Consider the following 13,053-nt stretch of genomic DNA (forward strand, 5'->3'; position numbering starts at 1 on the left):
CCGACACGAGGATTTTCAATCCTCTGCTCTACCGACTGAGCTATCGAGGCAACGGGGCGCATTAAAAAGGTTTTGCGCATTTTCGTCAATGCTTTTTTTGAAAATAATGGTCAACCTTCCTTTTTTTGTTCTGTTTGTCCGGATTTTAATCTCATTTGATAATATTCCGGTCTTTAAAGAGAGGATTTGTTGCGGAATATCTTTCAGGGTCAGGCGGTTCTGACTGGTATTTTTTATCACTTCCGCTATTTCATCTGCTCCTTTTCAACCGTTGTATGTTTTTTATACGCCACCTTCTGTGCTGCAAGATTTAAGTGTGATCTGGATCACCTTTGTGGTTGGTGGTGTAAATATAAATGAAACTGATAATTGATCTCATTATCTCTTCTGTGCATGATGTGCGACCTGTTTAATGGTCAGAAAATTGCTTTTCTGAATTTTTCGGAAAAATGCGGCAAAAAGGGTGTGGTCGGGAAATGAAAAGTTGCTTCATCGGTATTGTGCTGAGCAGCGCTGCAAGTGTGTGGTGTGCTTCGGCAGCTTTCGCTTCTGACGCGCCTGTACATGCTGAGGCTCCCTTCCTAGCTGAGACATCTGCATCATACAGCTGGCTGCGGGATGACAGCCGGCAATCCGAAAAAGTTCTGACTTTCCTGCGTGATGAAAATCAGCACACCGAAAAGGCCCTGACGTCTCAGGCCGTGCTGGAAGCGTCGCTGCTCAATGAGTGGCAGTCCCGTCGCGCCCGTGTGGCTGAAAGACCATGGCAGCTGGCCGGGAAGTATAACTACCGGCTGACGTCATCAGACGGCAGTGTGCAACTGCTTCGTCAGGATGCAGAAAGCGGAGCGTCACTTGTTGTGGCGGACTTTACCCAACGCGGGCAGCAGGCTGAGTATTATCAGCTGGGCAGTTGGCAGGTCAGTCCGGATCACCGGTTTGTGGCAATCACCGAAGATCGCCGGGGAGACCGGAATTACCGATTGACGGTCATGGAACTCAGCAGCGGACGTGAAATCGCCACTGTTTCTGAGCAGTCAGCAACCGATCTGGTCTGGAGTGAGGACGGCCAGAGCCTTTACTTTGTTGAAAACGAAGCGGGTACTTACCGTCCGCATCAGGTGCTTCGTTGGTCGCGGGAAGGCGGTCTCAAGACGATGCTGTATCGCGAATCGGATCCGGCCTGGCTGGTGTCGGTTTATGCAGCCAGCTCCGGCGACTACCTGCTTATCCAGTCGAACAACCATGACAGCAGTGAACAACAACTGGTGGCTTCAGACAGCGGCCAGATTCTGACAACAATCCGTTCCCGGACGCCGGGTGTGGAGTATTACGCTGATGTCCGCTATGGCGCACTGTATCTGTCCAGCAATCTTCAGGGCGATTTTGCACTTTACCGGTCAGCGCTGAATGACACCCAAGCTGCCTCCTGGCAGCCGGTCTGGCAACCGAAGCCACATCAGCACATCAAGAACTGGCTGCTGTTCCCTCAGCACATCGTGCTGGAAGTGACAGAACAGCAACTCAGCCGTCTGGTGGTGCTGAATACACAGGGTCGCACACTGTTTGATCAGGTTATTACTCCTGAAGGCGGTGTGGCCTGGTTGTCCGGAAACAGCAGCCGTTACGGTCAGTCGGTGATGATCCGCAGTATGTCGCTGACTCAGCCTCCTCAGTGGCAGGCGCTGGATCTGACGGAGTTACAGCTGACAACGTTGTCGGCAGACCGTTATCCGGAATTTGAGCCGGATCTGTACCGGACGGAACAGATCCGCGTCCGACACGGTGATGTGTCTGTGCCTGTTACCCTGGCTTACCGGACGGATCGGCTGACCGCCAAGTCTCCCGTCATTCTTTACGGCTACGGCGCGTACGGTACCCCGGTGCGTTCGTATTTCATGCCGCAGATCATCAGCCTGCTGGATCGCGGGGCGATTTATGCCATAGCCCATGTCAGGGGCGGCGGCTATCTCGGCCCAGAGTGGTATGCGCAGGGAAAAGGGATGCTGAAGCCCAATTCGTTTGACGACTATCTGGCCGTGGCACACGTGATGAAGCAGTTTCATCAGGGCTCAGACCGGCCCATTCTGGCGTTGGGCGGCAGCGCGGGCGGTACGCTGGTGGCCGCAGCACTGAACCGGCAGCCGGCGCTGTTTACGGGGGCTGTCCTGCAGGTGCCGTTTGTGGACGTGATCGCGACCATGGCTGATCCCAGTCTGCCGCTGACCCGCCAGGAATACGCAGAGTGGGGGGATCCGCGCGATCCGGCTCAACTCGTGGTGATGAAGCAATACAGTCCGAATGACAATATTTCGGCCCGGGCTTATCCGCCGATGCTGGTGACCGCCGGGCTCTATGATACTCAGGTTCCCTACTGGGAGCCTGCACGCTGGGTGATGAAAGTCCGGGATGCCAGTCTGGCTCAAGGTCCTTATCTGCTTCAGACGGATTTGTCCGGCGGACACCGGCAGGATGCCCGGCAGGCGATGCGGCAGCAGGCGAGAGAATATGCGTTTCTGCTCAGTCTGGTGCCCGGCAGCACCCCGTCCCCTTAACCTTTGAATGATGTGTTGTCCGCCCGGTGCAGTGATGTGCCGGTGGACTGCTTTTGCCTGAAAGGCACTGAACCCTGTTTATGTCCTTGATATCCGGAGTCCCCAACATGCAGTTGAAGCCTGTCCCTCTGGCTTTGTATGCCCTGTTCAGCCCAGTGATCAGCTCAGTCAGCTTCCAAAGTGTTGCTGCGCCTCAGCAACAAGCCTCTGAAATGACGACCGTGGTGGTCACGGCCACCCGCATTGAGCAGCCTTTGTCCGAAACCAATGGATCAGTGGCTGTGATCACTCAGGAAGAGATCGAGCAGGAAGGTGCCACCGAGCTCTATGATGCTCTGTCGCATGAACCGGGGGTCAGTGTGAGCGGGGGAGCCGGACGGCCGCAGAATATTACCATTCGCGGAATGAGCGGTAACCGGATCGCGGTCATCAAAGACGGCGTGAAAGTCGCGGACGGCTACGGGGCCAGCGATATGAACGACGTGGCCGGTCATAACAGTTTTGACCTGGGTGACGTCAAGCAAGTTGAAGTGGTGAAAGGCGCGGGCTCTTCGCTGTATGGCTCCGGTGCGATTGGGGGCGTGGTGGTCCTGACATCCAAAACACCGAGCGACTATCTGGGCAGCGAGGATCATTATGTCGGCCTGGAAGGGGGATACTCAGGGATCAGTGATAAATATACCTCGGCGCTGACCACTGCGACACGGCTGGGCGACACGGCGCATCTGGTACGGGTCAGTTACTGGCAGGGCAGTGAAAGTAAAAATCATGATCAGTCGCTGTATGTTCGCGATATTGACGGGATCAATGCGGCGCTGACCAGCGAGTGGTTTCTGAATGACAGCTGGCTGCTGAAAGGTAAGGTGGATTATTACCGTCAGCAGGCGCGCCGGGAAGAGGGCATTGCCCCGACACAGGCGGACGGTGGCGGCTGGGAAGCGACATCGTTTCTGGAAGACGTTGACACAACGACGCTCTCTGCCCGTGCGGGAGCCGAATGGGAAGGGGAAACCCTGCTGGCTGAACAGGCAGATATCAATCTGTACTATCGTCAGACCGAAACCTCGGGCGACAAAGATGTCGCAATGCAACGGACACAGGAAGGGCTGGTTTTCAAGCGCCGTCAGTCGGAAAACCGGGCGTTCAGGGATCATCTGATCGGATTGTCAGCAGATTTGCAACAGCGGAGTGCTCATGGCGAGCTTGAGCACACCGTTGCCTGGGGTGTTCAACTGGAATCCATGCTGCATGAGCGTCCGGTCAACGTCCGTATCGTCGACTGGACCGGCGATACGCTGAGTGAATCGGAGCCTTTTGCTTCGGCCAGAACCTACAGTCTGGGGATTTATGTTCATGATGACATGCGCTGGGGCAAGTGGAATCTGGCGCCGGGGCTGCGGTTTGATGCACAGCAGATGTCCTCTGAACTGGACGACACCATTGGCAGTTATCCCCTCCATGAACTGCGCAGCAGTGAGTTGTCGCCGAGCCTGTCGCTGGCTTACCAATGGACGCCGGATCTGAATACCTATCTGAGTTACACCCATGGTTTTCTGGCGCCTTCCTATGCCAAGGCGTACGGCTTCGTACCGCATCTGTCGAGCGATCTGGGGAATTTCGTGATCCGCCCGAATGCGGATCTGGAAGCCGAAACCAGTGACAACTTCGAGCTGGGTTCGAAGTATGACGATGGCCGGCTGGTGGTGTACGGCGCTGTGTTCTACTCCGTCTTCGATAACTTTATCAGCGAAAAAACAGTCGGCTGGAACGAGGCCGGTAAGTATGCCGAAGTGCAGTACCAGAACCTGGAAGGGGTGAAAACCTACGGGGCTGAGCTGACGGCCAGCTACTGGTTCACTGACCGGCTGAAGGTTTCCGGCAAACTGGGCATCGTCGATGGTGAAGATGAGCACGGCGAGCCAATCCGTACCCTGACACCGCTGGAAGGGAACACCTTGCTGAGCTATGAGCAGGATGTCTGGAACGGTTTCGTACGACTGAACTATGCCGGGGCCATGAACAAGGTACCGAGCTGTCAGGATGATTTGGGCATGAGTCAGACCTGTGCGACCACGTCGGGCTGGATGACCCTGGATGCCGGGGCGGGATACGACATCACGCCGGAATTCCGCATTAATGCTGCGGTGCACAACTTGCTGGACCGGGAATATACCCGTTATCAGGATGTGGCCGGCGTGACGGAATCGCAGACCCGTTTTTCAACGGAGCCGGGCCGCTATTTCAGCGTGAACGCCAGATACAGCTTTTAAGGGAAGCCGACATGAAACGATTGATTCTGACAGCGGCGGCCCTGCTCTGTACTCAGGCGCATGCCGGGGCTCAGCACCTGATTTATCCGCTGGAAACTGCTGTGATTCAGGACCGTGATGACGCGCTGGCGTATGTTCAGTCTCGTTATCCGCAGACCGGCACCCTGGCTCTGCTGGATACCCGGCAGAGTCTGCTGGGAACGCACTATCACTTTGCGCCGCAGAATGACGCTGGTCAGCCTTGCGAAGGCGCAATCGTGGTGACGACCGATCGCCAGGGGCAGCTGTACCGGCTGTTCAACAGCTTGCCGGATGATACCGCGGATTGTGTCTTGAATTTGCCGTTGCCGCCCCGGCCACATACGTTGCTGTCTCCGCCAGCCGGTGAGATTGTGCAGGCGACGATGACGGTGTTTGATCCGGATCCGCGGACGGCCACAGGTCTGGCACTCGAAGGCGATCATGCGGATGTGGATGACATTGTCATTCCGGCATCAGCCTATCAAACCGTCACCGGTATTGAGGTGACCCGTCAAAACGGCAGGCTCTATCTGGTCAACGACCGGGTGATGGCGGTCGATATCCAATCGATGGCTGCGCTGGAGACTGGCCCTGAGCAGGGACTGGTGTCAGTTGCGGACGGCAGTTCGTTTGCGTTTACGCGGCAGGACACGGCCTTTCGCGATGTGAATGCTTTCTATCATCTGGATCATTCGCTTCAGTATCTGGCTGCGCTGGGATTCACGGGAGTGCGGGCCTTGTTTACTGCGCCGTTAAAAATTGATGCGCAGGGACAAAATACCAATAACTCCACTTATCTGACCGATACCGGGATTCTGGCAATGGGTGTGGGCGGTGTGCCGGACAGTGAAGATGCGGATGTGGTGCTGCACGAGTTCGGACATGCCATTAATTACCAGCTGGTGCCGGACTGGAAAGGCGGCGACAGTGATGCGATTGGCGAGGGCTTCGGAGATTACTGGGCCGGTGCCTACAGTTTCTGGGTTCAGCGTGATCGCAATGAACGCTTCGAGCTGGATGTGTTTGCCAACTGGGATGGTGTGGTCGGCGCACTGAAGTCCCGGCGTTCGCTCAATGATCAGGAAGCGCGGTATGACCCGGAAATGGATTACCGGGCGCATGTGTCGGTCAACGGAACGCTCAGCGATCAGCTGTGGTCGACGCCACTGTTTCAGACCTTAAAACAGGCCGAAGCCGTTTATGGTGAAGCCGCATTTGATGAGTTCAACCGGGTGGTGCTCGAAGGCATGGCCGGCATGGGTTTTGGCATGAAGATGCATGATCTGGCCCGCTCTACCGTAGATGCAGCGCAGCGGTTATACCCGCAGAAACCTTATGCCCAATGGCTGAACGCCCGGTTCAAACATCATGGCATCCTCCGTGACGCACTGGTTCTGGCGCAAAGCAATTCTGCTCTGACCGTGACGGGAAAAAATCAGACTGAACTGTCTTTGGCGCTGATTCAATCAGGTGCGAGCGCACTCAATAATGTTCAGGTTGATCTGGCGATGCCGGCACTGAACTGGCATCAGGTGGTCCGTTCGGAGCTGGTGGCGGCGGGGGCTGTTACCCGGGTGAACGAGTCAGTCAGTATTCCGGCATCTTTGCAGTGCGGAGAAACCCTTTCCCTGAATGCAGAAATTTCATTCAGTCAGGATACGGCTCAACAGCCTGTGAATTACCAGCAGGAACTTACATTTACGTATGGTGTGCCCGTGCTGTCGCAACCATTGCAGCATTCGCAGCAAGCCATACCGGATGCCCGCCAGATCAACCAGAACGGAAAGATTCTGCTGGGGGAGGCGCTCGTTGCCCTGAATGTTCCGGCTGGCGCTGGGTTGGTTTCGTATGACTTTGCGATTCAGCTTTCGCTGTCTCACCCGCGTTTTTCTGATCTGAAGGTCACCGTGCGTGCGCCTTCAGGGCGGAGCGTAACACTGCTGAATTATCAGAGCTTTCCGCTGCCGGAGAAAACCGACACCTTCACGATGGCCAATACCGCAGGGCTGTCGGAGCTGCTCGGGGAGCCGATGACGGGGAACTGGGTGCTTGAGGTGACTGACCGGGTCACGGGGCAGAGCGGCAAGATTCACTCATGGGGCGTGGGAGCCGTGACGGGTTATGACTGCAGTCAGACGGGCACTTCAACCGATCCCCAGAACAAACAAACGACAGACAACCCGGCAAAGCCAGAGAACAGCAGTTCATCCGGTGGAGGTTCACTCGGGCTGTTCAGCCTGCTGTTTGGCGTTGTGATGGCGTTGGCAAGACGCCGTCAATTTTAATTCGAGAAAAGTGAGAGTCAGATGAAATCATTCCAACTCGCAGTATTGCCGGTTGCGCTGACCATGGTCCTGAGCGGATGTAACGGTTCAGGCGGCGGCAGCAACTCAAATGATCAGAGTCAGCCAACCTATGACGTCAGCGGCCGTGTTTCCTCGGCATCGGTCGATCTGCCGATGACGGTGTGCGCGGATATCAATCGTGACTGGACTTGCAGTGCCGATGAACCGTCGGTCAAAGCCACGCAATATAACTTTACCCTGACCAGTACAGATATCCGGGTGAAAACTTCCCCGCTGCTGGTTCAGGCCACGCCGGTGGTTTCTGCTCGTTCATCGGCGTCAGCTTCGCTGAATCTGGCAGCCCCGGCAGCGCGTGAGCATGCTTTCACTCTGGTGAACGGGGTGACCACGCTGGTAGTGGGTGAAATGCTGAGTGGTGCCAGTCTGGAATCGGCGGTGGCAACGGTGAGCAATAATCTCAAAGCACACGGAATAACGCCGCCGTCTGATTTGCTGGCCAGCAGTGATGATTCGGCGCTGGCTGATCTCGATGAAAAGCTGGTGGCGCTGTTTGCTCAGCTGAAGGCCATCAGTTCAGATGACGCCGCAGGCATTGCGGGTGCTGCAAAAGGGTTTCCGGCCTACGGGACGGCATTGCTGGCAGGGTCTCTAAACGAGGCGCAGATTCAGGAGATTGCGTCGCTGGGCCGTCTGGCAACCAAACAGCTCAATGACACCGGAATGGTCAAACATCTGAATTTGTCCACTGGCACTTTGTCGAACCAGCCTGATCAGGGGGCGCCGGGCCAGGATGCCAGCTTCGGGCTGGATGTGACCGACGGCGGCTTCAAGCTGACCAAGCTGGATGCCAAAGGCCAGTCTTTGCCTGAAAGCAGTCCGGACTGGCAGTGTGTCAAAGATGAGCGCACCGGGTTGATCTGGGAAGTGAAAGCGGACGACCAGACTTCATTCCGCGATAAGCATCGTCTGTTTGCACTGGAAACCCGTACCCTCAAGCCGCATGCCGATGAAATCGCTCTGGCTTCCTGCAGTTCGGATCATCTGGCGGCTTGCACCACGCAAGAGTACAGCCAGAAACTGAATGATGCTGCTTACTGCGGCAAAACCAACTGGCGGCTGCCCACGATGCATGAGCAGTATGATTTGCTCGATTTCAGTGAAACGGCGACCGACGCAGACGGCAATGTTTATGGTCTGAACGTGAAGTTCTTCAATGATCAGTATATCGGTAGTGAAGATCTGCCTTACGGCTATTACTGGTCATCGACCTTATTACGGACCGATCCGAATTATACCGAGGGCCGGGCGATCAGCCATCTGTCACAGATGACACAAGCCAAAGGCGGTACCGGGCTGGGTGAACTCACTGCTTACTACGCGCCCTGTATCGCGGGTGAGGCGTGCCTCTCTCCGAATGTGATGGCAGTTCGAATGGTTGCGGAATAAGGAATAACACCATGTTGAAAAAGATGATTGGCACCATTTTCTGTGCTTTGGTTTGTTCAGCCAATGCGATGGCTGCAATGCAGTCGTGTGGTCTGAACATTGAGGCAAGCGCACCGGATATCCGGTTTCAGGACAATGGCAATGGGACAGTCACGGATTTACAGACAAAGTTGGTCTGGCGTCGCTGTCTGTTAGGCACACAGTGGAATTCGCTGCAACAGACCTGTGATGGCGCGCCGGAAGGGTACAGCTGGAAGAAGGCGCTGTTTCAGATCAACCTCAATGAGAAAAACACGGTGATTGACGGGGTGAGGGGCTGGCGGATGCCGAATATCAAAGAGCTGGTGAGTCTGCGCGAAGTGGCCTGCATTTCTCCGGCCGTGAACCTGAAGGCTTTCCCGGATTTTATCCAGACGGAAGATGATAAGTACGCAACAACAAGCAATGTCTGGTCATCAACGCCTCACGCGCAAAGTCAGAACATTCTGGTGTTCGGTCTCAATGATGGCATGATTATTCACTATGGTGCTCAGGATGCTGATTTTGGCGTGCTGCTGGTGAGTGATCAGGCGCGGTAGCCGGAGCGCCTTGTCTCATATCAGTTTGTCTAACAACAACCCCACACTATGATGTGGGGTTGTTTTTTAGTGGCTGGTTCTTGTGTGGCGGTTACTGTTTCAGACTGAATTTGCCGGTCCAGTTTTCCAGTTCATGATATAGCCGTTGCAGAGAGCGGGTACTGTTGTGGCTCTGGCTGACGACGTCAGACAACTGGCGGCCACTTTCCTCAATCATATTGATCCGGGTGGAGATGTCGTCACCAACCTGTGTCTGTTCGGCTGCAGCCGCAGCAATCTGATGACTCATGCCGGTGATACTCTCCAGCGCTGAAACAATCTGATTCAGTGCGTCGGAGGCTTCCTGAGACTGATGTACTGTGGTCTGACTGGTTTCCGCACAGGTCTCCATGGTTTCAATGGCGTTTCGCGAGCCGCTTTGCAGGCGGCCGATCATCTGCTGGATTTCTTTGGTACTGTGCTGGGTTCGACCTGCCAGATTCCGGACTTCATCGGCGACGACCGCAAAACCGCGACCCTGTTCTCCGGCACGGGCGGCTTCAATGGCAGCATTGAGCGCCAGTAAGTTGGTCTGCTCGGCGATATCGCCGATCACATCCAGGACTCTGGCAATGCTGTTCACTTCCGTATCTAGATGGGCGACGGCCTGACTGGCGGTGGCGAGCTGATCGGCCAGCCCCTGAATGTTGTCGACGGTCGACAGAATCAGGGTCTGAGTGACCTGGCTCTGCTGATCGGCACGCTCGGTATTGCTGGCGGTATCGCTGGCAGACTCCGCCACATTGTTGGCCGAAGAGGCCATTTCGGTCATCGCAGTTGCAATCATGGCCGTCGACTGTTGCTGGCTGTCCGTCAGTTCGGCAATCACGCCTGAACGTGACGAGACTTCACCAAGCTCCGTACGCAGTTCAGCCATCGACTGTTTCAGGTTATTGACCAGCTCTGCCAGAGACAGGCTCATGGTCTGTACTGCGTAATAAATGCTTCCCGGGGTTGCCCGGGTTTCAAAGTGGGTGGTGATTTTGCCGTCCGCCACCGCCTGAACGGCTGCCTGGACCTCGTCCGGTTCGCCTCCCAGTAAGTTCACAATGCGCTTACTGGCGATGATCAGCACGGTCAGAATCGCTGCGGTGATCAGAAGACATAAGGCCAGCTGCCAGCCCGCGGTGGACCAGAAACGCTGGTTCACTTCGTTGAAACCAATTCCGGTCCCGACATACCATCCCCAAACGGGAGTGCGCCGGGCAATGGACAGTTTCTCTTCCACACTGCCATCCGCCTGTTTCTGGGTCCAGGTATATTGCGCCAGCTTATCTCCGCTGGCTGCGACAGCCTGTTTCAGGATATTACCGACGCTTTTTCCGTTGCCGTCTTTGAAGTCGTGAAAACTGGTGCCATGCAGCTGGGGATCCAGCGGCGCTGCAATAAAGGTCAGTTGCGCGTCCGCGACATAAACATATTCGTTGTCTTTATAGATATTGTTTCGCAACAACCGGGTTGCCAGCGTCTTTGCCTCCGATTCAGCCAGAAGGCCTTCCTGCGCCATTTTTTCCAGTTCGGAGAGAGTGTTGTAGGTGCTGTTAAACAGCTGCGTGACCCTGGATTCGTTATCCTGGTTACTGGCCATACGCAACGTCATCAGGCCCGTGACCATGATGGCCAGCATGGCCGTCAGGATAACAGCGGATAGCAGATAGGTTTGTGTCCTGAGTTTCATTCCCTGTTCTCTTGGTAATGCTGAAGAGACCTCCCGGCAATTGTCAGGAGGAGTTATTTTTCGACACGAAAATACTAGATCAGGTTAATACCTGTTCAGAGCAGAAAATTAACAAAACATGATCCTGGTTGAGAGGATTGATTCTGACGGTTTACCAATGAAAAGAAGTATGAGTGGGATAAAATTGGAACATTATGCTGATAGTTTCGTATTGTGAAATACTGGCGGGCCATGGTGGCCCACCAGTCCATTGCGGTCAGTTCAGCTGCCACACAGCAGCCTGCCCGGGCTGTTCGCCTTTGGTCCACCATTTAGCGGTGTACAGCTTGCCCTGATAGAGCACCTGATCACCGGCAACATAGACCTGATTCGGATCCCAGTCAGGTGCTGCAGGTAATAGCTTGATGTCCAGCTGATAGCTGTAGTCTTTGTTTTTCAGGAAGACCTGATTGCCAAACAGATCCTGAGCATCGAATACGATACTGCCGTCTGCGGCCTGTTTACCGATCTGAACCTGTTGTGCATAGGTCTGGTTCACTGTGGCTGCCAGATCTGCGGCCCATACGGACTGATTCTGGTTGGCCGTGGTGATGGCCAACTGCTCAGAAACAGTTTCGACACCATTCTGGTCAAAAATACGGAACCAGACGGTTTCGTCAGGCTGGGCGACATCTGTGGCTTTGACGAAAGCGCCCGCACTGGACCAGCCTCCGGGCTGACCGTTATCCGAGCCGTCAAACCGAATGTCGATACAGTTGTAAAAACCTTCTCCGGCCGGGTCATTACGCTGCCAGCGGGCATACAGGATGGCATCACCGGTTCTGTCGGTCGGCAGGGTGATGGTCATCTGATAGTATTTCTGTCCGTTGATGGTGGTGGTCGGAATGTTCCCGACTTCTCCGACCATATCCAGGTCGCTCCAGGCTAATGGCTGGGTTGCGCTGTCAAAGCCGGGTTTGGTCAGGTAGAACTTCCAGAAACTAGGGTTGTGCGGGGTTTCAGCACGATACAGCAGATCCAACTGACCATTATTCGTCAGATCAAGGGTTGTTTTCTGCCAGTAAGGCGAGGGGATATCCATGCCTGACTTTTTACTGTCTGCAGCAGAACACAGCGATCCGTCAGGGATGGCCCGTTCAACAGCGGCCTGGTTTTGATAGTCCGATACCAGTCTGGCAAACTCGGGTTTCTGAACAAAAGGGTACCAGCCAGACTGAACAAAGGCAGCGCGGCAGGCTGCATTGGGAATGGTTGAGCCGTCGGTCGAATCCCAATAGCCGCCATCCATATCGCAGATTTGCTGTCTGGCTGGCGGATATTCCATATAGCCGTGTGCCTGAGCGGTTGTCGACAAGGAACTCAGCACTGAACTGACACCCAAGAGCCAAAGCCCTTTCCTCCATGAGGCATTTTGCAGCAACATATTCTCTCCTTCATCATTTCACATGAGCACAATTGCAGTACTGGTTTGAACGAGTCGCAGGAGACTGGCAATCGGGAGAATGTTAAGAGAGGAGGTGACTCAAAACCTGTCCTCATTTTTTTCACCGCGTATTAAATACTTGGGACTAATCGCAAGTTTTTTAAAGCGAGCAAAAAAGAGTAGGGTGAGGAAACTGTTGAGGTGATTGTAGTCAAGAGGGTACAGATAAAGAAAAACCCCGGTCTTTCGACCAGGGTTTCTGAAGTGGCTCCCCCTGCTGGACTTGAACCAGCGACATACGGATTAACAGTCCGCCGTTCTACCGACTGAACTAAGGGGGAATTGTATGGTGCCTCGAGGCGGAATCGAACCACCGACACGAGGATTTTCAATCCTCTGCTCTACCGACTGAGCTATCGAGGCAGAACAAAGATTAAAATCTTCGTTTTGCTGTTTGGCTCCCCCTGCTGGACTTGAACCAGCGACATACGGATTAACAGTCCGCCGTTCTACCGACTGAACTAAGGGGGAATTGTACGTTATCGTGTTGTCACGCTGACACCACAATCAAGTATGGTGCCTCGAGGCGGAATCGAACCACCGACACGAGGATTTTCAATCCTCTGCTCTACCGACTGAGCTATCGAGGCAAGGTAAAGCAATTGTGCTTTACGCTGTATAAATGGTGCCGACTACCGGAATCGAACTGGTGACCTACTGATTACAAGTCAGTTGCT

The 13,053-nt window shown here is 54.7% G+C and carries 7 protein-coding genes and 4 tRNA genes; 5 read left to right on the plus strand and 6 right to left on the minus strand.

Annotated elements, in window-relative coordinates; genetic code table 11:
- Positions 1-476 precede the first annotated feature (476 nt).
- From SPK40_RS22750 to SPK40_RS22770, 5 genes are all read left to right on the plus strand, one after another.
- Positions 477-2,555, plus strand: a complete 2,079-nt coding sequence (locus tag SPK40_RS22750) for a prolyl oligopeptidase family serine peptidase (protein ID WP_330961996.1) — start codon at positions 477-479, stop codon at positions 2,553-2,555.
- Positions 2,556-2,662: 107 nt separating this feature from the next.
- Positions 2,663-4,825, plus strand: a complete 2,163-nt coding sequence (locus SPK40_RS22755; RefSeq protein WP_330961997.1) for a TonB-dependent hemoglobin/transferrin/lactoferrin family receptor — start codon at positions 2,663-2,665, stop codon at positions 4,823-4,825.
- Positions 4,826-4,836: 11 nt separating this feature from the next.
- Complete coding sequence (locus SPK40_RS22760; RefSeq protein WP_330961998.1) at positions 4,837-7,131, plus strand: proprotein convertase P-domain-containing protein; 2,295 nt, start codon at positions 4,837-4,839, stop codon at positions 7,129-7,131.
- A 21-nt stretch (positions 7,132-7,152) separates the two neighbouring features.
- Positions 7,153-8,598 (plus strand): Lcl C-terminal domain-containing protein, encoded by a 1,446-nt coding sequence (locus SPK40_RS22765; protein ID WP_330961999.1) that lies wholly within the window; start codon positions 7,153-7,155, stop codon positions 8,596-8,598.
- An 11-nt stretch (positions 8,599-8,609) separates the two neighbouring features.
- Positions 8,610-9,176, plus strand: coding sequence for an Lcl C-terminal domain-containing protein (locus tag SPK40_RS22770; protein ID WP_248143970.1), 567 nt, complete (start codon positions 8,610-8,612; stop codon positions 9,174-9,176).
- Positions 9,177-9,267: 91 nt separating this feature from the next.
- Here SPK40_RS22770 and SPK40_RS22775 read toward each other — a convergent pair whose 3' ends face one another.
- The 6 genes from SPK40_RS22775 to SPK40_RS22800 all read right to left on the minus strand — a co-directional run bounded on the left by SPK40_RS22775 (position 9,268) and on the right by SPK40_RS22800 (position 12,966).
- On the minus strand, positions 9,268-10,893 hold the full coding sequence (locus tag SPK40_RS22775; RefSeq protein WP_248143971.1) for a methyl-accepting chemotaxis protein: 1,626 nt from the start codon (positions 10,891-10,893) through the stop codon (positions 9,268-9,270).
- A 256-nt stretch (positions 10,894-11,149) separates the two neighbouring features.
- A complete protein-coding gene (locus SPK40_RS22780) occupies positions 11,150-12,316 on the minus strand; it encodes a lytic polysaccharide monooxygenase (RefSeq protein ID WP_330962000.1) in 1,167 nt (388 codons plus the stop codon).
- A gap of 265 nt (positions 12,317-12,581) precedes the next feature.
- A tRNA-Asn gene (locus SPK40_RS22785) sits at positions 12,582-12,657 on the minus strand.
- A gap of 6 nt (positions 12,658-12,663) precedes the next feature.
- A tRNA-Phe gene (locus tag SPK40_RS22790) sits at positions 12,664-12,739 on the minus strand.
- Between the two features lie 32 nt (positions 12,740-12,771).
- A tRNA-Asn gene (locus tag SPK40_RS22795) sits at positions 12,772-12,847 on the minus strand.
- A 43-nt stretch (positions 12,848-12,890) separates the two neighbouring features.
- Positions 12,891-12,966 (minus strand) — tRNA-Phe (locus tag SPK40_RS22800).
- Between the last annotated feature and the right edge of the window lie 87 nt (positions 12,967-13,053).

This window comes from Photobacterium sp. 53610 (assembly GCF_036409375.1).
GTDB lineage: Bacteria > Pseudomonadota > Gammaproteobacteria > Enterobacterales > Vibrionaceae > Photobacterium.